The sequence below is a fragment of the Hanstruepera neustonica genome, assembly GCF_002895005.1.
GTDB lineage: Bacteria > Bacteroidota > Bacteroidia > Flavobacteriales > Flavobacteriaceae > Hanstruepera > Hanstruepera neustonica.
In genome coordinates, this window is the sequence record NZ_POWF01000001.1 from 270,874 (window position 1) to 290,491 (window position 19,618).

A 19,618-nucleotide genomic window follows, 5' to 3' on the forward strand; every position below is an offset into this window, starting at 1 on the left:
AAATAAATATACTAAATTATTCCAATATCGCAGCAATTCCAGGAAGGGTCTTCCCTTCGAGGCTTTCTAACATGGCGCCTCCTCCAGTGCTCACATAGCTTACCTTATCTTCAAAATCGAATTGTTTTACTGCGGCTACTGAATCGCCGCCGCCTACTAAAGAAAACGCACCGTTTGCAGTGGCCTCAGCAATGGCGTGCCCTAATGCTATAGTGCCTTTGGCAAAATTTGGCATTTCAAAAACTCCCAAAGGACCATTCCATAGAATAGTTTTAGAATCCTTAATTACTTTGGCAAACAATGCTTCAGTATGTGGTCCAACATCAAGACCCATCCAACCATCAGGGATTTTATCCACATCACAGGTATTTGTTTGGGCTTCATTGCTGAAACTGTCAGCAACAATAGCATCAACAGGCAAGTGTACCTCAACATTTTTTTCTTTAGCCTTTTTTAAAATATCTCTTGCTAAATCCAATTTATCGTCTTCAACCAGTGAATTTCCAATTGCACCTCCCAGCGCTTTAATAAAAGTAAAGGTCATTCCTCCTCCAATTATTAAATGATTTATTTTATCCAAAATATTGTCAATAATGGTGATTTTTGAAGATACTTTAGCGCCTCCTAATACAGCACAAACCGGTTTCTCTCCAGATTCCATCACTTTTTTAATACTTTCTATTTCTTGCTCGAGTAAGTAACCAAAACATTTATTGTTCGGAAAGAATTGTGCAATAATCGTTGTTGAGGCATGAGCTCTATGGGCCGTTCCAAAGGCATCATTTACATAAATATCACCTAATTCTGAAAGCTGTTTCGCAAACGCAACATCACCAGCAGTTTCTTCATCGTGAAATCTTAAATTTTCTAACAATAAGATTTCACCAGGTTTTAAATTATTAACAGCTTCTTTTGCTATTTCGCCCACACAATCTTCAGCAAATTTAATTTCTACACCTAAAACATCTTCAGCTTTATTAATGATGTGCTTTAATGAATACTTTTCTTCTTTACCTTTCGGTCTGCCCAAATGAGACATTAAAACACAACTGCCACCATCTTCCAAAATCTTAATAATAGTCGGTTTGGCTGATTTAATTCTGGTGTCATCGGTAACGTTGAAGTTATCATCTAATGGAACGTTAAAATCTACGCGAATAATGGCCTTTTTATTATTAAAGTTGAAGTCGTTGAGGGTTTTCATAGTTTCATTAATTTGATTGACAAATATAATTTTTTCAATTCACAAAAACAGCAGTAAATCTGTTATCTTTACCACATGTTATTCAGTGAAATTCTTGGTCAAGAACACATAAAAGCCCATTTAATTCAAAGTGTTAACAATGGTCGTGTTCCACATGCACAACTATTTGTGGGTCCTGAAGGAAGTGGAACGTTACCAATGGCAATTGCTTATGCTCAATATCTTTTGTGTCAAAATACCGGTAATGACAATACTGGCGGAAATGAGGCCTGCAATCTAAAGTTTAAAAACCTGACACATCCTGATTTACATTTTGCTTTTCCCGTGGCTACTAATGGTATCGTAAAAAAGCACCCTGTTTCCAATAATTTTTTAACTGATTGGCGTGAATTGTTGAATGAACAGCCTTATGGGAACTTGTTTGACTGGTACAAAAAAATTGATATCGAGAAAAAACAAGGACAAATTGGTGTTGATGAAGCCCAAGAAATTGTAAAATCATTATCCCTAAAATCTTATGAGGGTGGTTATAAGGTTATGATTATATGGATGGCTGAAAAAATCAATACACAAGCGGCCAACAAGCTATTAAAACTCATTGAAGAACCACCAAATAAGACTGTTTTCATTCTGATTGCTGAAGATGAAGAACAAATTATCAATACTATTTTATCGAGATGTCAAATATTACATTTTCCACCGCTTGCTGAAGAAATTATCAAGCAGTCGCTCATCAAGAAATACTCACTAACCGAGGATATTGCCGGAAAAATAGCCCATGAAGCAAATGGCAACTATAATAAGGCTTGTGATTTGGTTTACCATGATACCGAAGACACTCAATTTGAAGAATGGTTTGTTTTTTGGATTCGGAGCGCATTTAAAGCAAAAGGCAATAAAAGCGCCATACATGATTTAATCTCCTGGAGTGAGGATATTGCTAAAACTGGTAGGGAAACCCAAAAACAATATTTACAGTTTTGTATAAACTTTTTCAGGCAGGCGCTGTTAATCAATTACAATGCGCAAGATTTAGTTTACATAGAAACCAAGATAGATGATTTTAAATTAGAAAAATTTGCGCCTTTTGTCCATGGGAATAACATCTTGGATATTTCAGAAGAATTACAGGATGCTATTTATCATATAGAGCGTAATGGGAATTCAAAAATTATTCTCACGGATCTTTCCATAAAATTGACACGTTTACTGCATAAAAAAGCCAGTTAAAAACTGGCTTATAAATTCTGGAATTTTGTTTGTTATTTCTTGATGTAAGCATCATTCAGTCCATTCAAAATAACTTCAGAAATATTGTTTTCTTCCACACCATATAAAACACTTGAGGCGCCATCACTAGTTCCAAGTATATAAGTATAGTTGTTGTCCTTTCCGTATTTTTTAACGAAGGTTTTAACTTTAGAAATTAATGAATCTATTTCTGTTTGACTTTGACTCGCAATTTGCTGCTCCTCCACCTGAAACTGTTGTTGAAGCATTTGTTGCTTTTGCATTAGTAAATCATATTCAGCTTGGGCGTCATTTTGTGAGATTGTTTTAGCCTTTAGCTGAAATGCTTGAAATTCCAACTGCAATGCTTTGCTCACGCTATCGCGTTTTTTATTATATTTTTCAATTTTAGATTTATATTTGGTTTCAATATCCTTACGTTCTTGATATTCATTTATTACATAACTATTATCTACAAATGCAATTTTATCTTGATTACAAGATGCCATTAAAATTACCAGGATAAGTCCAAAAAATAAGTTTTTCATAATGTTAAAATTTTCAGGAGGCAAATGTAAAAAGTTATTTGAACAAATTAATCGGACAGCAAAAAATTTAACTATAATCAATCTTTATAAACATTGTTATGTTTTATAATTAAAAACTATTAAAAATCAATCTGTTTAAGCCTGTTTTTAGAGTGTTTTGCGAATCGGCAATACATTTTATCGCTTCTAGGCAAATCTCTCATTAAAATGCGTGAATTTTGATTTTAGGTGTTTTTTAAGATATAAATGTGCGATGAGTATTGTTTAGTGAACAGTCCTTCTGCATTTGAATACAAACCAATAAAAAATGCTTTGAATAAATTCATACTTCCTGTTTTAAACTTTTCTGACAAAAGACTCACATAAAAAGAATCAAAAAACATAGGTTTTGTATCAATCAATTCTATATTCACATTGCCAAACAATTTTGAAACAGCCTTTTTGGAAAAATGCCAAAGGTGTCTGGGAACATCATAAGCCGCCCAAAAAGATTTATAATGTTTAGCATCATAACTTTTAAAGTTAGGAACAGCTACAACGACAATTCCGTTTGGCTTCAACAAACTTTTTATTTGATTTATATAATTTTCTAAATCTGAAACATGTTCTAAAACATGCCACAAGGTAATAACATCAAATTTATGATCAATCTTAAATAGAGTTTCAGAATCAAATACATGGTTATTAGTTTTATCATTGGCTATTGCCCTTGCCTTTTCATTAGGCTCTATGCCATAAATATTCCAACCGTTTTCAAAGGCTTTGTTTAAAAAATCACCCGTACCACAGCCAATATCCAATAATTCTTTATCATTTCCTTGATTAAACTTGTTGATGAGTCTAACCTTTTTTCTTAATGCAAATTGACGAACAACATGATAAGTTTTTTCAAACAAGTTTCTTTTGGAATCCGTATGTGAAATATACTCCTCACTTTGATAATAACGATTCAAATTATTTTCTTCTGGCTTTGGATATGTTTCCAACATATCATATTCCGCATTGTATAACAATTGAAATGATTCTCCAGAAACTGAATAATCCAACAACTCTAAAAACAAGTTTTTATCTTTCATTTTGGAATTGTTCCACGTGAAACACTAACGGCCCATATATACTAAAAGAACTGAAACATCACTGGGAGAAACGCCGCTAATTCGTGAAGCTTGTGATATGGTTACAGGTTGAATTTTACTTAATTTCTCCCTGGCTTCCATACTCATGGACTTTAGTTTAGAATAGTCAAAATCCTTCGGGATTTTGATGTTTTCCAGCCTATGCAATTTATCTGCATTATTTTTTTCTTTTTCTATGTAACCAGAATATTTAACCTGAATTTCTGTCTGTTCAATAATTTCTCCATCTAATTCATTATCCAATATGTAATCATTAACAGATTGGACTTTGCGCATATCATCAATGGTAATATTCGGTCTAGCAAATATTCTAAACATCTTATCCGATTGCTTCATTAGTGATGAGTCATTCGCTTCCAAAATGGGATTTATCTCTTCTGGCTTTACACTTGTTTCTCTAAAAAATTCAACAAAATCAGAAGAAGCTTTTTGCTTTTCTTCCATACGCCTCACACGTTTTTCAGATGCTAAACCAATTTCAAAACCTTTAGGCGTGAGCCTAAAATCAGCATTGTCTTGGCGTAAAAGTGTTCTATATTCAGCACGAGAAGTAAACATACGATAGGGTTCTTCTGTGCCTTTGGTAATCAAATCATCGATTAACACCCCAATATAAGCCTCGCTTCTAGATAAAGTAAATGCTTCTTTTTCTTGAATTTTCAAACTAGCATTGATCCCTGCAATCAAACCTTGAGATGCTGCCTCTTCATAACCTGTTGTGCCATTAATTTGACCAGCAAAGTACAAACCATCAATGAGCTTAGTCTCAAGCGTATGTTGTAACTGGGTAGGTGGAAAATAATCATATTCAATAGCATAACCTGGTCTAAAAAACTTAACATTTTCAAAACCTGACACCGATCGTAATGCTTTAAATTGAACATCTTCCGGTAAGGATGTAGAGAAACCATTTACATAAACCTCAACCGTATTCCAACCCTCAGGTTCTACAAATAATTGATGCCTGTCTTTATCTGCAAACCGATTAATTTTGTCTTCAATAGAAGGGCAATATCTTGGGCCTAAACTTTTGATTCGACCGTTAAACATAGGCGATCTATCAAATCCTTCACGTAATAAATCGTGTACCTCAGGACTGGTATATGTCATATAACATGACCGTTGTTCCATAAGCGGTTTGGTTACATCTAAAAAGGAGAATTTTTGCGGGTCATCATCACCTGGTTGTTCAACCATTTTAGAGTAATCCAAAGATCGACCGTCTACTCTAGGTGGTGTTCCTGTTTTCATTCTGCCTGAATCAAAACCCAATTCAACTAATTGTTCCGTAATTCCTGTTGCAGCCTTTTCTCCAGCTCTACCTCCTCCAAAATTTTTATCTCCAATGTGGATTAAACCATTTAAAAAGGTGCCATTAGTTAACACGACAGATTTACCCCTAACCTCTATTCCTAAAGATGTTTTCACACCCACAACTTTATGGTTCTCGATTAATAAACCAGAAACCATTTCTTGATAAAAATCCAAATTAGGTGTCTTCTCTAGCAACAAACGCCAATCTTCAGCGAAACGCATTCTATCACTTTGAACACGTGGACTCCACATAGCAGGTCCTTTGGATTTATTCAGCATTTTAAATTGAATAGCCGATGTGTCGCTTACAATACCGCTATAGCCACCTAAAGCATCTATCTCCCTAACGATTTGACCTTTAGCTATTCCTCCCATTGCTGGGTTGCAGGACATTTGGGCAATGTTTTGCAGGTTCATAGTTATGAGCAATGTCTTACTACCCATATTAGCGGCAGCAGCAGCAGCTTCACTACCGGCATGACCAGCACCTACAACAATAACATCATAAACATCATTAAACATAACTATCCATTTATATTACTTTGTTCCACGTGGAACAAAATCCATTTTTTTTAAGTGTGCAAATATACGATGAATTACTGAATTTCAGACAAAAGCCCTAAGTAGTGATTTTCCTTTGAGCGCATTAAAGATGCTTGATTTTCTGTTTTGTCTTTATAGCCACAATAATGTAACACGCCATGAATCATGACTCGGTGTAATTCGTTATCAAATGTTACATTAAAATCATTTGCGTTATCAGCAACTCGTTCAGTTGAAATATAAATATCCCCTTGTAATATTTTTCCTACCGTGTAATCAAAGCTTATGATGTCTGTAAGTGTATCGTGGTCCAAAAACTCCACATTAATCCTATGTAGGTAATCATCATTGCAAAAGATATAATTTATTTCACCCAATTTAAATCCTTCTGCCTTTATTGCTAAAGTAACCCACTTAATCAGTAGCTCTTGATTATGTAAACTAAAATCATTTTCGAAATTAAAGCTAATCATCCTTTTGCTTAAAGTATTCCTGTACTTTCTTTTTATAAACCGGCTGCAAAGGTAATGTCTCTCGGTTTAATATTTCGGTAGTATTAAAATATTCTTTAGCTTTTGGTATTTGATTGGTAGAATTGTTTTTAAAGTTTTCCTGATTCGTTTTGGATTGTCGTTTAGTATCTTGCCCTTGTTGAAACGTAGCGTTTTCCAATTTTAATAATTGGTGCTGTAAATTCATCATTTTCTGAAGCGTTTGATTGGTAAACCCTTTATTTAATAAATCCAACTCTATTTCTTCCATTTGTCTTAAAAGCCCATTGCCAACTCCAGTTTTACCTTCTTTGGCCAATTTGTCCTCGAGGGCTTGTCTAATTTGTTGCTGTTGTTGGTATATTCTAAATAGTTCGCCGTTCAGTTCTTCAGATCCCTCTCCTTGACCCAATTTATTGCCTTCTTGACCTTCACTGCCCTCTTGTCCACCTTGTGACTGTTTGCCTTGTTCCCCTTCCTTATCACCATCTTCGCCCTCTTTACCTTTCTCACCTTCATTCGGTTTGCCAGACTCGCTTTTTTTCATCCCCTCTTGCATTTGCTTATTCAACTCTTCTTGGCTCATGATAATATCTGGCAAGCCTGGTTCGGGTTGACCGCCACTCCCCATGCCACTTCCTTGCATCTGCATTTGCATGCTATTTAATATGTCGCTTAAGAAATCAGCTAAATTATTCGCGGCGGTTAAGGTGTATTGTTGGTTAGCAACACCTTGATATAGTCGGTTTTCAGAAAACTGATCCAACGATTTGTCAATATTAAAAAACACCTCTGAAATTTCCTTGTTAATGCGTTCGGAAATTTTAGGTTGCCGTAATGACAAGGCAAATAAGCTATCGTCAATATGGGAAAAATGTTCCTTTAAACTATTTTGTTTTACCAAATAGCCAGCATATTTGTTATGATTTACCTCAATACTTTTAAATTGATTCATCAAGTTTTCTTGGTCAAAAGAAAATAACACCAAATTGTCCAGAATTTGCCGAAGCATTTCCATGTCTTCTTGCATCTGTTCGGCGCCACCCATTTGCATAGCCATCTGCATTTGCTCACTCATCTGTTTCATTTTTTGGGCTGCTTGCTTCTGTTTCTTTTTGGCGTTTTGCTGATTCTGACTAGGAGATTGTTCTTGGTTGTCACCTTTCTCCTTGTTTTCTTCTTGAGCGTCCTGTTCTTCCTGTTTTTCAAGTTGCTCTGTTGCCTCTTTTTGGTCTTCCTGTATAGCTTCTTCCTGTTTTTTGTCTTGAGGCAAATCAATAGGTTGTTTGAGCTCTTTGTTCTCTTTTTGGAGTTCGTCTAATTGCTCTTGAAAGTCATCAAAATTTTTGTTCAACTCCTCTTGAGACTCTGAGTTGTTTTTGTCTTTGTCTTCTTCTGATAGTTTGTCCTGCTCTTCAGCTAATTTATCTAACTCTTGTTGAAGCTTTTCGAGTTTTTTAGACACATAATAGCGTTTTGTGAGTTCTAAAAGTTGCTCCAAGCTTCTTTTTTGGTTCTTGTTCTGCTTGGCTAATTTTTCAAGTTTGTCGGTTAGCTCTTCTTTGTTTATTTTTTCTTGAAGTTTTTCAAGCTCCTCCAATAACTTCTCATCTTCTTTGAGTTGTTGTTCATTTTCTTCAAGTCGTTCTTTCAGGTCTTCTTTAAATTGGTCTTGTTCCAGATTATCCCTTTGAAACTCTTCTAAATTTTCTTTTAATTTTTTATTGAAGTTTTGCATCATTTCTTCCTGCTGTTTCTGCCTTTGGAGGAAATTCTCAAGCTTCTTTTTATCATTAAAATTAAGTTCCGACTTTTCTTTTTGAGTTTTAGAAAATTCCTCTAACTCCTTCTCCCTGTCTTCAATTTTTTCTAAAGATTTGTTTAAATCATCAATTGTTTCGTTTTGTTGTTCCAACTGTTTTTGTTCTTCCTCATCTTTGGTGAGTTTTCGGTAATAATAAACACTGCTCTTGGTGCTTTTAAAGTTGCTTAAGGCATCATTATCAAAAACTTGAAAAAATAACTCATAACCCTCACCTTCCTGTAGTTGCAAATCATTTGGAAATGCCGAGATAAATTCGCTAATATTAGACTTGGCAATAGGAATATCTACCTTTTTGATTTCATCACTATTGCTAATAGGATAATAGACTAATTGCAGCTTGCTTAAACCATAATCATCGGATGCTTGTCCATAAAAATAGAGGCTCTGCTGGTCAATACTGTCCATCTGCATTTCAATATTCAATTCAGGATAGCTGTCTTTGATTACCTCAATGCTAAATGAGAGTTTTTCATAATCCTTCAGTAGCTTATTACTGGTGCTAATAGCGTAATCCATATTAGCGTAAACACTTTTTGACGCAGCATATTTGCCTAATCCATCAGTTTGGAAGTTTAAAGTGTCTTTAGCTACTAGTGTCACGTTATCAGTTGCCTTGGTGTGCAATTGCCAGGTTATTTTCGTTCCTTGCGGTATTGTAGCATTACCAGTACCTTTTAATATATCTTGAGATTTCTTTATGTAATTTGGATAGTCCAAAACCATTTCAAAGTCCAATATCTCGGGTACTTCGGCAACTGTGAGCGTATATGTTTTAGACCGAACGTCATTGGCTGACAACTCAAAATTGATACTGCTTTTGGGTCTTGTAAAAACAAATTCGAATTCCCCTATTGCTTTTTGTTGTAAAAAATAAGTCTCACCATTGTAGCTTATTTTAGCGTTTTCAGGAATTTTTGTGCCTGCCGTCCTGACCGATAAAGTAAAATCTTCGTTTTCCGTAGTTGTCAAACTATCATTTACAACAAAAAACTGAAAAGGAGCTGGTGGTTCATAGGCGGTTTTATAATCAACAACACGCTTGTAGCTGTCGCTAAACCAATTAAATTTGCCCGAAACCAAAGAGATTACTATGATTAGTATTGGAATGGCGGCATATTTTAGATACTTACGGTTTTGTTTGAAATTAATAGCAAATTGAAACGGCACGGGCTGTAGCTCCACAGATTTTTGATCAATACTAGCTAACAACAACTCGGATTCTGTATTGCTTTGATTGAGTTGCAGCACATTAAGTAATTTATCATTAACCTCAGGAAAATGTTTTCCAATTATTTTGGAAGCTTCAATATAGTCTATGCCTTTTTTAAACTTAAATAATTGCGCTAACGGGAATAGAATAAACTTTACAAATAAGGCGGTTTCAACAGCGATAAATACCCAGAACAATAGCGTTCTTAAACTCGGGCTTAGCCAAAAAATATATTCTACAAATAAGGTAAATAAAAAGTACAACAACCCAATAGCTACAAATAAAATACCGCCTTTTATGAGTTCATTGGTGTAGTACCTCCTAATAAAAGACTCTAACTTTTCGGTTATGTTGTCAAAATTTGCCACGCTGCTATCTAATTAACTTACTAATCTACAATTTTATTTTAATGTACAATTCCTTATTTTTATAAGGTTGTGTTAATTTAGAGGAAACTGGCACATTTATAGATTAAAAATGAAAGATTTAAAATATTTAGCCGCACTTTCCATTCCTGTTACAGCGGTTATTGGTTTGCTATATCAAGGGTTTTGGATGTTTTTGACACCCGTTTACTCGTTTGTTATTATTCCTATTTTGGAACTCTTATTGCCCCAGAACAACCTTAATTATTCTGAAACTGAAATAGCGGATAAAAAACTAAACAAATTGTTTGACTGGATGTTGTATTTAAATCTTCCCATTGTATATTTTATATTAATTTGGTCTTTGATGACGGTGAAATCCTCACCTTTGGAAACTTACGAATTTATTGGGTTGACATTGAGTTTAGGAATGGTATTAGGCACCAATGGTATCAATGTCGCTCATGAACTGGGACATAGACAAACTACCAACGAGCGCTTTATTGGTAAAGCATTACTCCTGCCCTCATTATACATGCATTTTTATATTGAACACAACTATGGGCATCATTTACATGCGGCTACCAAAGAAGATCCTGCCACGGCACGATACAATCAAAATGTTTATTCTTTTTGGTTAACATCTACCATCGGGCAATATGCAAGTGCCTGGCGCATTCAAATGAAATTACTTAAAAACAACAATCAATCCTTCTTTTTAGTTCAAAATGATATGCTTTGGTATACTGTTTTCCAGTTTTCATATTTAATTACCGTATTTATACTTTTTGGAAGTGTTGGTCTTTTGTTTGTTGTTACGGCAGCTGTTACAGGGTTTTTACTGTTGGAAACCGTCAATTACATCGAACACTACGGATTATTGCGACTCAAAACAGAATCTGGTCGCTATGAACGTGTAAAACTAGTTCATTCATGGAATTCGAACCATGTGGTTGGCCGAATAGTCCTGTATGAACTAACCAGACATAGTGATCATCATTATAAAACATCTAAAAAATATCAAATTTTGGAATGCTCTGAAGAAAGCCCACAAATGCCTTTTGGTTATCCTACCTCAATGGTCTTGGCGCTTATACCGCCACTATGGTTTAAAATTATGAATAAACGGGTTCCTAAAGAAATGATTTTAACCTGAAAGCCTACTAAAAACTAATTAAGATTTTATCTTTGCGCAAAATATTTTTGCATGAGTCAGCCTATAAGAGTGCGTTTCGCACCAAGTCCAACCGGACCTTTACATATTGGTGGTGTTCGCACTGCTTTATTCAATTATTTGTTTGCTAAAAAACATCAAGGAACCTTTGTGCTTCGTATTGAAGATACCGATCAAACCCGCTATGTTGAAGGAGCTGAAGACTATATTGTTGAATCCTTGAATTGGTGTAATATTCCTTTTGATGAAGGGCCTGGTAAAGAAGGCTCGTTTGGGCCATATCGACAAAGTGAGCGTAAACATTTATACAAACAATATGCCGATGAGTTGGTAGCAAAAGGAAAGGCTTATTATGCTTTTGATACTGCCGAACAATTGGATGCGCACAGAAAAGATCATGAAGAACAAGGGAAAACCTTTATTTATAATTGGCATAATCGTGAGAAAGGGCGTTTGGTTAACTCGCTAGTACTTTCTAAAGAAGAAACCCAAACCAAACTAGATGCTGGTGAGGATTACGTAATTCGATTTTTGTCTCCTCAAGACGAAACCCTGCATTTAAAAGATATTGTTCGTGGTGATATCCAAATTGATACGAACATTTTAGATGACAAGGTCCTGTTCAAAAGCGATGGTATGCCCACCTATCACTTGGCCAATATTGTGGATGATCATTTAATGGAAATTACACATGTTATCCGTGGTGAGGAATGGCTACCGTCTTTAGCCTTGCACTATCAACTCTATGAAGCCTTTGGATGGCAAGCGCCTGAATTTGCACATCTTCCGCTAATTTTAAAGCCAACAGGCAAGGGCAAGTTAAGCAAGCGTGATGGTGATAAATTAGGCTTCCCCGTATTTCCGTTGGCTTACAAAGACCATAAAACAGGTGATATTAGTCGTGGCTATCGCGAGGATGGTTATTTTCCTGAAGCGGTAATAAATTTTTTAGCATTATTGGGCTGGAATCCTGGAACCGAGCAAGAGATTTTCAGTCTTGAGGAACTCATCCAGACATTCGATTTGGAAAAAGTCAATAAATCTGGAGCGCGTTTCGACCCAGACAAAACCAAATGGTTTAACCATCATTATATGCAAGAACAACATGATGATGTTTTGGCTAAAGATTTTAAAGCCATTCAGCCGGAATTGGAAACTATTGATGTAAACTATGTTTCTTTAGTTGTCGGGCTTATAAAAGAACGTGCTAACTTAATAACCGATTTTTGGGAATTAAGTTACTTCTTTTTCGAAACACCAACCGAACTAGATGAAAAAGCCGTTAAAAAAGCTTGGAAGGATGATTCGTCTGAAGTCATGTCACAAGTTTTAAGTCTTGTTGATTCTGTTGCTGACTTTACTGTTGAAAACCTTCAAACAATCATAAAAGGCTGGATAACTGAAAACAATATTGGCTTTGGTAAAGTTATGATGCCTTTACGATTAGCTTTGGTGGGTGATCTCAAAGGCCCTGATGTGTTTGAAATTATGTTCTTGATTGGAAAAGATGAAACCAAACGCCGCATTGAGAATTTGGTGAATACGTTGTCATAAAAAAGAGCCATAATGGCTCTTTTTAGTTTAATATTATTTCTAAATCGAAATCATTAACGAAAACACAAACATCGATTGGTTGCCTTTAAACTTACTGATATTATTACCGACATTCAGATTGTTATCATTCAGTTTATTAAACGTATTTAAAAACCCATAGATATAGGCTGCTTTTATTCTAAAGTGACTGATTCCCGCAGACAACCCAACGGTACCGTCAATGTTAAACTTTGATATGTCTGAAATGTCTTTAGCTAATAGTCCGCTGGATTCGTAATTCTTTATTACGTATATCTCTTTATCATCATCTTTCAGCTCCATGTCTCCATTGTATTGTAACATCGGGCCTATATCAAAAGTTAGATAAGGACCAATTATCTTAACATGCATGAGCAATGAGATTTGCGCTGTAAAAATTTTATAGTCAATAAACTCTTCACTTGTTAGTAAGGGCGATCTGGCGGCAATACCCACATTGTTTTCAGCTATTTGAATCATATAACTCATGTTGTACCACTTGTGCGGTAAATCAACTGTTGCCGATCCGGCAATGGCCCAACCATTACCCGCTTTGGTTTCAAAATTATCTGTTTGAAAATCGAATTGGGTTAAGCCTCCCGAAATTCCAATCCCATTTACAATAGGAACGGTACCATGAGGTCTTCGTCTTTGTGCGTTGATATTTGTAACAAAAGTGGTTGTGAAGGCTACTAATAAAATAAGTCGTATAAATTGCATGCTATTCATATGTGATTGCAACAAATATAACTTAAATTAGTAGAACTTATTTTTAACATTTAAAAACAATTAAACATGTCTCCAGTATTTCTTATTCCTTTTCTATTAATTGTATTTCTCCTATTAATATCATTTTTTACTGTGAAGCAACAATCTGCTGCCATCATTGAACGCTTTGGTCGTTTTCAAAGTATCCGTCATTCTGGTCTACAAATGAAAATTCCACTAATAGATCGTGTTGCTGGGCGATTGAGTTTAAAAATTCAACAATTGGATGTGATTATTGAAACTAAAACTTTGGATGATGTATTTGTACGTCTAAAAGTTTCTGTTCAATACATGGTTATAAAGGAGAAGGTTTATGATGCTTTTTATAAGCTCGATTATCCGCATGATCAAATTACCAGTTATGTGTTTGACGTAGTTCGTGCCGAAGTGCCTAAAATGAAGTTGGATGATGTGTTTGTGAAAAAGGATGATATCGCTATAGCGGTCAAAGCTGAATTAAACGATGCCATGTTGGAATATGGTTTTGATATTATTAAAACCCTTGTTACGGATATTGACCCTGACTCTCAAGTAAAAGCAGCTATGAATCGGATTAATGCATCGGAGCGTGAAAAAATAGCGGCCCAATACGAAGGGGATGCCGCCAGAATTCTGATTGTTGAGAAAGCCAAAGCCGAAGCTGAAAGTAAGCGCTTACAAGGTCAGGGAATAGCAGACCAAAGACGTGAAATTGCACGTGGTTTGGAAGAGTCGGTTGAAGTGTTAAACCGTGTGGGTATCAATTCTCAAGAAGCATCTGCGTTAATAGTCGTTACACAACATTATGACACCCTTCAATCCCTTGGAGAAGAAACCAATAGTAACCTTATTTTATTGCCTAACGCACCACAAGCCGGCAGCAATATGCTGAATGATATGGTAGCTAGTTTTGCGGCCAGCAATCAAATAGGTGAAGCTATGAAAGAAGCCCGAAATAAAAAGAAAGAATAAAACTTATAAAAGGCCTCAACTTTAGTTTGAGGCTTTTTTAATGCTTGCTTATCAGTTGTTTTAGGCTCTCCAGGTAATCCTCAAGTTCTTTTCGGTCCACCTTTGGGTGTTCCATATTGGGTATAGTTATGGGGTTTTCATCTAAATATTGATATACTTCAGGGTAATTTGTTTCAATATCCCGAATTAACCTAGCTATTTCGGTGAGTAACTCTTGTGTGCTTTTCATATTCCTTATCCTATAAACAATTAAAATACTGAAAACTAAAGGGATATCAAAGTTTCCTCCTGTTAAATAAATAGTAAATTACTTAAAGGGGTGTCGTTCCTGCCACTCTGTCGAAGGGTTCATAAACTGGAAAATATATTTTAAAAGAGTGTTCAGTAACCAATTAGTGTGTTTTAAGTACATTACCATTTTTAGGGGTTTGGCTCCTATGGAACTTTTAATTTCCATGGCTGTTCTGGCATAGACTATGTGTTTAAATTTATTTTCTATACCATATTGAGCCATATCATACAACATGTTAAGATATAACTGGTTTTTATACTGATACGCGGTATCATATCCCAAAAAATACGTTTCCAAATATGGTTGGTTTAAAATAAGGGAATAAAAACCTATGAGCTCATTCTTAAAATAATAACCATAAACCTTGAATTGGTCCCCAAGTTGTTTTTTGTAAATCAGGAAATGGTCCTGTGGTAGAATAAACGTATTAATTCTGGCATTGTCCGATACATTCTTATACAGCTCATACATGCTTTTTGATTGCTCTTGAATAGCATTTATATCCAATTCCCGTTTTATTATCTGTCTAGACTTCTTTCTTGCTGTTTTATAACGGTCTCGGTATTTTTTATGAAGATTTCCAATATATTCGTCAAACGTTTTCCAGTGGCTTCGTACATCCATAATCATATTGGGCTGTACCGAAACTTTAGTAAGACCAAAATTTGACAAAACAGTGCTGTAATCATGAATGGTTTCATTGAGAAAATAGTCTTTCATCAATACTGCCCTGATTTTTTTGCCGTGTTTTGATCTAATGTGTGTTTTCAAATCGTTTAAAGCTTCAAACAAACACTTCAAGAAAGTATCGTAAGGCATTTTCTGGGTATCAAAATAAATACCGTGCTGCCCAGTGTGTGTGATATTTCCAACCACCAAAATATTACCTTTTAAAATCCTGGAAATGACATTTTTAAAACGTTCCTGAAAACAGGAGTCCTTATGATTTCTGAAAATATCATTGAGATAAAGTTGTACCCGCTGAACTAGCGCTATTCCAATTAATACATCATCGTTGTAAAACCCGATGTAATATGAGGAAATGTTGTTAGGTGAAGCCTTTTCTAAAGCTTGTAAATAGTTTCTTTGGAGATAAATATCATGAGGCCCAAGCGAGTCCCAATCATTTGGCAATTTATCCGAAGTATCAAATATTTTAAATTTTATCAAAATAGCATGAAAAAAGACTGATTGGTACAATCAGTCTTTAGGTTTATGATTTCATTACAAAATTATTGCCATCCACAAACAATACCGCCCATGATTGCCAATGTGACAATCCAATAACCGCTATTGATAAAGATGTATTTAGCGCCTTTGCGTTCAAACAGAGCATTGGTTCCAATAATGGGTAAGGCGATAAAAATCCCAGCAATTGTACCGTGCAAAGCACCATGTTTAAATGTTCTAAATGCATTACCATAATCTGCCATAAAAGCATCATAAGATGGCAGGGCCTGGCTTGGGTCACCTCCTACCATTCCCATGGCTCCCGTTTGATGAATAGTAATAAATTGGAGTGCAAACGCCAATAAAAAGGCAAACAATAATGCCAAGCCAAATATCTTGGCCATGTTACCGCCTTTAATTTGCTCTTCAGTCATTTCTGCCGCTTTCATCCAGGCAGTTCCGAATACTTTAGGATTATACCAAACAAAACCGATTACCAAAGCTGAAACTGCAGCCGTAATTAATGCTAAAAAATTAATTTCCATATTGTTGTTATTTAGTTAGTTATAGTATAAATATAGTTATAAAAATGATTTGTGTTCTTTTTGTACAAAAAAACCTCGAACAATTCGAGGTTTTAGGTTCTACTCTATTTTTAATACTTAGATGGTTTTTGCTTCACCAACCAATAAATCGTTTGAGTCTTCAAGAGCATTTTCAATAAATTCATTAATAGCTTCATTCCGCTCCAAACCATTATCGAGCAGTACTTTTAATGTTAGCATTGCCGCAATACGTGTTCCAACTTTTTTAGCAGCTGTTCCAAATAAGGGTTCCAATTCATCATAAGAAACCTCTTTTGCCAGTTCCTGAATTTCGGCTTTAACTTTAGCTTGCTTGTCTTCAGGATAATTGGTGTATTTCTTCCCTAATTGCTGAATGACATTAATGGCTTTTCGTTGTTGCTGACCTTGATTTTTTTGCTGATTTTGGTTGACTTGTGGTTTTGGCTTTTGTTTAGCCCAAGAGTCCCTTAAACCTACTGTTTTATTAAAAATCAAGTGATTTGGAGTGGAATCATCATCAACGTTAAAATAACCTAATCGCTGAAACTGAAATCGCTCACCTGGCTTTGCGTCCAGTAAACTGGGCTCTACAAAAGCCTCAATGATTTTGAGTGAATTCGGATTGAGAAATTCCATAAAGTCTCTATCTTCATAAGTGTCTGGGGCTTCATCCATGAACAATCTGTCGTATTCACGAACCTCAACTTTTACTGCGTGTTCTGCTGACACCCAATGTAAGGTTCCTTTTACTTTCTTTGAAGTATCTTCGGAATACGTACATTGTATTTCAACTATATTTCCGTGGTCATCTTTTACCACATGGTTTGCTTGAATGATATAGGCATTTTTTAAACGTACCTCACCCCCTAGTTTCAGTCTGAAAAATTTATTACTGGCTTCTTCTTTGAAATCATCTTTTTCAATATAAATTTCCCTTGAAAACGGTACTTTTCTGTATCCTGCGCTTTCATCTTCCTGATTATTTTCGGCTTCCATCCACTCAACCTTACCTTCCGGATAATTGGTGATAACAACCTTTACGGGATCTAAAACAGCCATAACACGAAGGGCTGTCTTATTAAGATCTTCTCGAATACAGAATTCCAACAAGGACACGTCAATGACATTGTCGCGCTTGGCAACTCCAACTTTTTCAATAAAGTTCCTAATGGATTCTGGGGTATATCCACGGCGTCTTAAACCAGAAATGGTAGGCATTCTAGGATCGTCCCAGCCATTTACAACACCATCTTGAACCAATTTTAACAACTTACGCTTGCTCATAATGGTATAACTCAAGTTCAACCGTGCGAACTCACGTTGTTTTGGGAGCAATGGCAGTGTTTCTGGTTGGTATTTATATACTTGCTCCTTAAACCAGTCGTAAAGCTCTCTGTGGGGCTTAAATTCAAGGGAACACAAACTGTGTGAGATTTGTTCTATATAATCACTTTCACCATGCGTCCAGTCATACATCGGGTAAATACACCAATTGTTACCAGTGCGGTGATGTGATTTTTTTAAGATACGGTACATAATGGGGTCGCGCATCAACATATTGGGATGCTGCATATCTATTTTTGCACGAAGCACATGAGAACCTTCATCAAACTCTCCATTTTTCATGCGTTCAAACAGGTCTAAATTTTCAGCAACTGAACGGTTACGATAAGGTCCATCAACACCTGGTTGTGTAGGTGTGCCCTTTTGCTCGGCCATAGCTTCACTGGATTGAGAATCTACATAAGCTTTATCTTCTTTAATCAGCATGACAGCCCAGTCGTACAATTGTTGAAAATAATCAGACGAGTATAGTTCGTTAGCCCATTTATAACCTAGCCAAGACACATCATTTTTTATAGCATCTACATACTCTTGCTCTTCTTTAGCTGGATTAGTGTCATCAAAACGCAGGTTAACCGGAGCATTATATTTTTCACCTAAACCAAAACTAATTCCAATGGCCTTGGTATGCCCAATATGTAAGTAGCCATTAGGTTCTGGTGGGAAACGAAAACGCAATTTGGATTTGTCTAATCCATTAGCTAAATCATCCTCTATGATATGCTCAATAAAATTGAGTGATTTTGTTTCTTCTGACATAAATTTATCCATCTAAATTAAGACGCACAAAATTAGTCAATTTTAGCGTAATTGTAACAACTGGTTGATTTTTGATACCAATTAATAAAACCATTAAATATGCAACACAGAAACTACGAATGTCCAAAATGCCACAATAGAACCTATCAAGTCGATCAGATGCAGGCAACTGGTGGTTTGTTTACGAAATTGTTTAATATTCAAAACAAACGATTTACATCGGTAACTTGTGAACGCTGTACGTACACAGAATTTTACAAATCCAAAACAAGCGCCATTAGTAATATATTTGACTTTTTTACCAACTAGTCTTTAGAATTAAATTTCTTGCAAAATTCACTCATTGTGACAAAAGGAGTTTTATTTTTGTCCTATGGGAATAATTAAAATTGAAAACATTCGAATATTTGCCAATCATGGTTGTTTGAGTGAAGAAACCAAAATTGGAAGTGATTATCTCGTGGATTTAGAGATTAAAGCGAATTTACAGCCTTCTGCGGGTACCGATTTGTTAAGCGATACTGTTGACTACGTGTTTTTAAACCGTGTGATACGCGAAGAAATGTTAAAACCATCTCATTTACTGGAAACGGTTGCCAGACGTATATTGGACAGGGTTTTTACTGAAGACAAGCTAGTCCAAAAGGCAACGGTGAGTATCAGTAAATTAAACCCTCCAATTGGCGGTGATGTGGAGATGGTAACGATAAAAATGACCGACAAACGAAAAAACTATCAGTAAATAGTGTAAAAAACATATTTTTTTTACATTTGCTGTCGAACAAGGTGTCGTGGCCGAGTGGCTAGGCAGTGGTCTGCAACACCATCTACAGCGGTTCGAATCCGCTCGACACCTCGAGAAAGAGTTACTTTTTTAGTAGCTCTTTTTTTATTACTAATTTTTAAAAAAAATTAATTAAAGATAACAACACCATCTGCAGCTATTTCAATGTAATACGCTGACACCTCTAAAAACCTTCAACAAAAGTTGATGGTTTTTTATTTTTAACTTTTAAGAAGATTTATTCAGCGGTTCTAAATATTAAACGTGACACCTCGAGAAAGAGTTACTTTTTTAGTAACCCTTTTTTATTTCTAATTTTTAAGAAAAATTAATTAAAGAAAACAACACTATCTACAGCTATGTCAATGTAAT

At 35.5% G+C, this 19,618-nt stretch carries 17 protein-coding genes and 1 tRNA gene; 7 read left to right on the forward strand and 11 right to left on the reverse strand.

Annotated features, from left to right (window positions below; genetic code table 11):
* Positions 1-16: 16 nt before the first annotated feature.
* Positions 17-1,204, reverse strand: coding sequence for a phosphoglycerate kinase (locus C1T31_RS01275; protein ID WP_103050653.1), 1,188 nt, complete (start codon positions 1,202-1,204; stop codon positions 17-19).
* A 75-nt stretch (positions 1,205-1,279) separates the two neighbouring features.
* On the opposite strand from C1T31_RS01275, the gene C1T31_RS01280 reads away from it, so the two are divergent.
* The gene (locus C1T31_RS01280) at positions 1,280-2,434 is read left to right on the forward strand and encodes a DNA polymerase III subunit (protein ID WP_103050654.1); all 1,155 of its coding nucleotides are present in this window, start codon (positions 1,280-1,282) and stop codon (positions 2,432-2,434) included.
* 32 nt (positions 2,435-2,466) lie between these two features.
* Here the strand turns inward: C1T31_RS01280 and C1T31_RS01285 are convergent, their stop codons facing one another.
* The 5 genes from C1T31_RS01285 to C1T31_RS01305 all read right to left on the reverse strand — a co-directional run bounded on the left by C1T31_RS01285 (position 2,467) and on the right by C1T31_RS01305 (position 9,869).
* Positions 2,467-2,982 (reverse strand): OmpH family outer membrane protein, encoded by a 516-nt coding sequence (locus C1T31_RS01285; RefSeq protein ID WP_103051281.1) that lies wholly within the window; start codon positions 2,980-2,982, stop codon positions 2,467-2,469.
* Positions 2,983-3,206: 224 nt separating this feature from the next.
* Positions 3,207-4,058, reverse strand: a complete 852-nt coding sequence (locus tag C1T31_RS01290) for a class I SAM-dependent methyltransferase (RefSeq protein ID WP_103050655.1) — start codon at positions 4,056-4,058, stop codon at positions 3,207-3,209.
* Between the two features lie 24 nt (positions 4,059-4,082).
* Entirely contained in the window at positions 4,083-5,954 is a 1,872-nt protein-coding gene (gene mnmG / locus C1T31_RS01295) for a tRNA uridine-5-carboxymethylaminomethyl(34) synthesis enzyme MnmG (RefSeq protein WP_103050656.1), read from the reverse strand.
* A gap of 74 nt (positions 5,955-6,028) precedes the next feature.
* Positions 6,029-6,448, reverse strand: coding sequence for an rRNA maturation RNase YbeY (gene ybeY / locus C1T31_RS01300; RefSeq protein WP_103050657.1), 420 nt, complete (start codon positions 6,446-6,448; stop codon positions 6,029-6,031).
* Entirely contained in the window at positions 6,441-9,869 is a 3,429-nt protein-coding gene (locus C1T31_RS01305) for a DUF4175 family protein (protein WP_103050658.1), read from the reverse strand. Before C1T31_RS01305 ends, ybeY begins: the two co-directional genes overlap by 8 nt.
* 109 nt (positions 9,870-9,978) lie before the next feature.
* Between C1T31_RS01305 and C1T31_RS01310 the strand changes: the two genes are divergently transcribed.
* Together C1T31_RS01310 and gltX are read left to right on the forward strand one after the other, a co-directional pair.
* Positions 9,979-11,022 (forward strand): alkane 1-monooxygenase, encoded by a 1,044-nt coding sequence (locus C1T31_RS01310; RefSeq protein ID WP_103050659.1) that lies wholly within the window; start codon positions 9,979-9,981, stop codon positions 11,020-11,022.
* Between the two features lie 51 nt (positions 11,023-11,073).
* The gene (gene gltX, locus C1T31_RS01315) at positions 11,074-12,594 is read left to right on the forward strand and encodes a glutamate--tRNA ligase (protein WP_103050660.1); all 1,521 of its coding nucleotides are present in this window, start codon (positions 11,074-11,076) and stop codon (positions 12,592-12,594) included.
* A 39-nt stretch (positions 12,595-12,633) separates the two neighbouring features.
* Here gltX and C1T31_RS01320 read toward each other — a convergent pair whose 3' ends face one another.
* A complete protein-coding gene (locus tag C1T31_RS01320) occupies positions 12,634-13,332 on the reverse strand; it encodes a hypothetical protein (protein ID WP_103050661.1) in 699 nt (232 codons plus the stop codon).
* A gap of 75 nt (positions 13,333-13,407) precedes the next feature.
* Between C1T31_RS01320 and C1T31_RS01325 the strand changes: the two genes are divergently transcribed.
* A complete protein-coding gene (locus C1T31_RS01325) occupies positions 13,408-14,331 on the forward strand; it encodes an SPFH domain-containing protein (protein WP_103050662.1) in 924 nt (307 codons plus the stop codon).
* Positions 14,332-14,368: 37 nt separating this feature from the next.
* Here C1T31_RS01325 and C1T31_RS01330 read toward each other — a convergent pair whose 3' ends face one another.
* The 4 genes from C1T31_RS01330 to C1T31_RS01345 all read right to left on the reverse strand — a co-directional run bounded on the left by C1T31_RS01330 (position 14,369) and on the right by C1T31_RS01345 (position 18,462).
* Positions 14,369-14,560, reverse strand: a complete 192-nt coding sequence (locus tag C1T31_RS01330) for a hypothetical protein (protein WP_103050663.1) — start codon at positions 14,558-14,560, stop codon at positions 14,369-14,371.
* A gap of 78 nt (positions 14,561-14,638) precedes the next feature.
* Positions 14,639-15,823: a GNAT family N-acetyltransferase gene (locus C1T31_RS01335; RefSeq protein ID WP_243398872.1), complete on the reverse strand. Its 1,185-nt coding sequence runs from the start codon at positions 15,821-15,823 to the stop codon at positions 14,639-14,641.
* A 32-nt stretch (positions 15,824-15,855) separates the two neighbouring features.
* Positions 15,856-16,338: a DUF1761 domain-containing protein gene (locus tag C1T31_RS01340; protein ID WP_103050664.1), complete on the reverse strand. Its 483-nt coding sequence runs from the start codon at positions 16,336-16,338 to the stop codon at positions 15,856-15,858.
* A 117-nt stretch (positions 16,339-16,455) separates the two neighbouring features.
* Positions 16,456-18,462 carry a glutamine--tRNA ligase/YqeY domain fusion protein gene (locus C1T31_RS01345; RefSeq protein ID WP_103051283.1) on the reverse strand — a complete coding sequence of 669 codons (2,007 nt, stop codon included), beginning with the start codon at positions 18,460-18,462 and terminating at the stop codon, positions 16,456-16,458.
* A 99-nt stretch (positions 18,463-18,561) separates the two neighbouring features.
* On the opposite strand from C1T31_RS01345, the gene C1T31_RS01350 reads away from it, so the two are divergent.
* From C1T31_RS01350 to C1T31_RS01360, 3 genes are all read left to right on the forward strand, one after another.
* Positions 18,562-18,771, forward strand: a complete 210-nt coding sequence (locus tag C1T31_RS01350) for a zinc ribbon domain-containing protein (RefSeq protein WP_103050665.1) — start codon at positions 18,562-18,564, stop codon at positions 18,769-18,771.
* Between the two features lie 64 nt (positions 18,772-18,835).
* Positions 18,836-19,204, forward strand: coding sequence for a dihydroneopterin aldolase (gene folB, locus C1T31_RS01355; protein WP_103050666.1), 369 nt, complete (start codon positions 18,836-18,838; stop codon positions 19,202-19,204).
* A 43-nt stretch (positions 19,205-19,247) separates the two neighbouring features.
* Positions 19,248-19,318, forward strand: a tRNA-Cys gene (locus tag C1T31_RS01360).
* The last annotated feature ends 300 nt before the right edge of the window (positions 19,319-19,618 follow it).

Excerpts from the sequence above, each read along its gene's own strand:
- mnmG (WP_103050656.1), bottom strand. The coding sequence starts at position 5,954 with ATGTTTAATGATGTTTATGATGTTATTGTTGTAGGTGCTGGTCATGCC.
- C1T31_RS01330 (WP_103050663.1), bottom strand. The coding sequence starts at position 14,560 with ATGAAAAGCACACAAGAGTTACTCACCGAAATAGCTAGGTTAATTCGG.
- C1T31_RS01345 (WP_103051283.1), bottom strand. The coding sequence starts at position 18,462 with ATGTCAGAAGAAACAAAATCACTCAATTTTATTGAGCATATCATAGAG.
- C1T31_RS01275 (WP_103050653.1), bottom strand. The coding sequence starts at position 1,204 with ATGAAAACCCTCAACGACTTCAACTTTAATAATAAAAAGGCCATTATT.
- C1T31_RS01310 (WP_103050659.1), top strand. The coding sequence starts at position 9,979 with ATGAAAGATTTAAAATATTTAGCCGCACTTTCCATTCCTGTTACAGCG.
- C1T31_RS01325 (WP_103050662.1), top strand. The coding sequence starts at position 13,408 with ATGTCTCCAGTATTTCTTATTCCTTTTCTATTAATTGTATTTCTCCTA.
- C1T31_RS01320 (WP_103050661.1), bottom strand. The coding sequence starts at position 13,332 with ATGCAATTTATACGACTTATTTTATTAGTAGCCTTCACAACCACTTTT.
- C1T31_RS01340 (WP_103050664.1), bottom strand. The coding sequence starts at position 16,338 with ATGGAAATTAATTTTTTAGCATTAATTACGGCTGCAGTTTCAGCTTTG.
- ybeY (WP_103050657.1), bottom strand. The coding sequence starts at position 6,448 with ATGATTAGCTTTAATTTCGAAAATGATTTTAGTTTACATAATCAAGAG.
- C1T31_RS01350 (WP_103050665.1), top strand. The coding sequence starts at position 18,562 with ATGCAACACAGAAACTACGAATGTCCAAAATGCCACAATAGAACCTAT.
- folB (WP_103050666.1), top strand. The coding sequence starts at position 18,836 with ATGGGAATAATTAAAATTGAAAACATTCGAATATTTGCCAATCATGGT.
- C1T31_RS01285 (WP_103051281.1), bottom strand. The coding sequence starts at position 2,982 with ATGAAAAACTTATTTTTTGGACTTATCCTGGTAATTTTAATGGCATCT.
- gltX (WP_103050660.1), top strand. The coding sequence starts at position 11,074 with ATGAGTCAGCCTATAAGAGTGCGTTTCGCACCAAGTCCAACCGGACCT.
- C1T31_RS01290 (WP_103050655.1), bottom strand. The coding sequence starts at position 4,058 with ATGAAAGATAAAAACTTGTTTTTAGAGTTGTTGGATTATTCAGTTTCT.
- C1T31_RS01280 (WP_103050654.1), top strand. The coding sequence starts at position 1,280 with ATGTTATTCAGTGAAATTCTTGGTCAAGAACACATAAAAGCCCATTTA.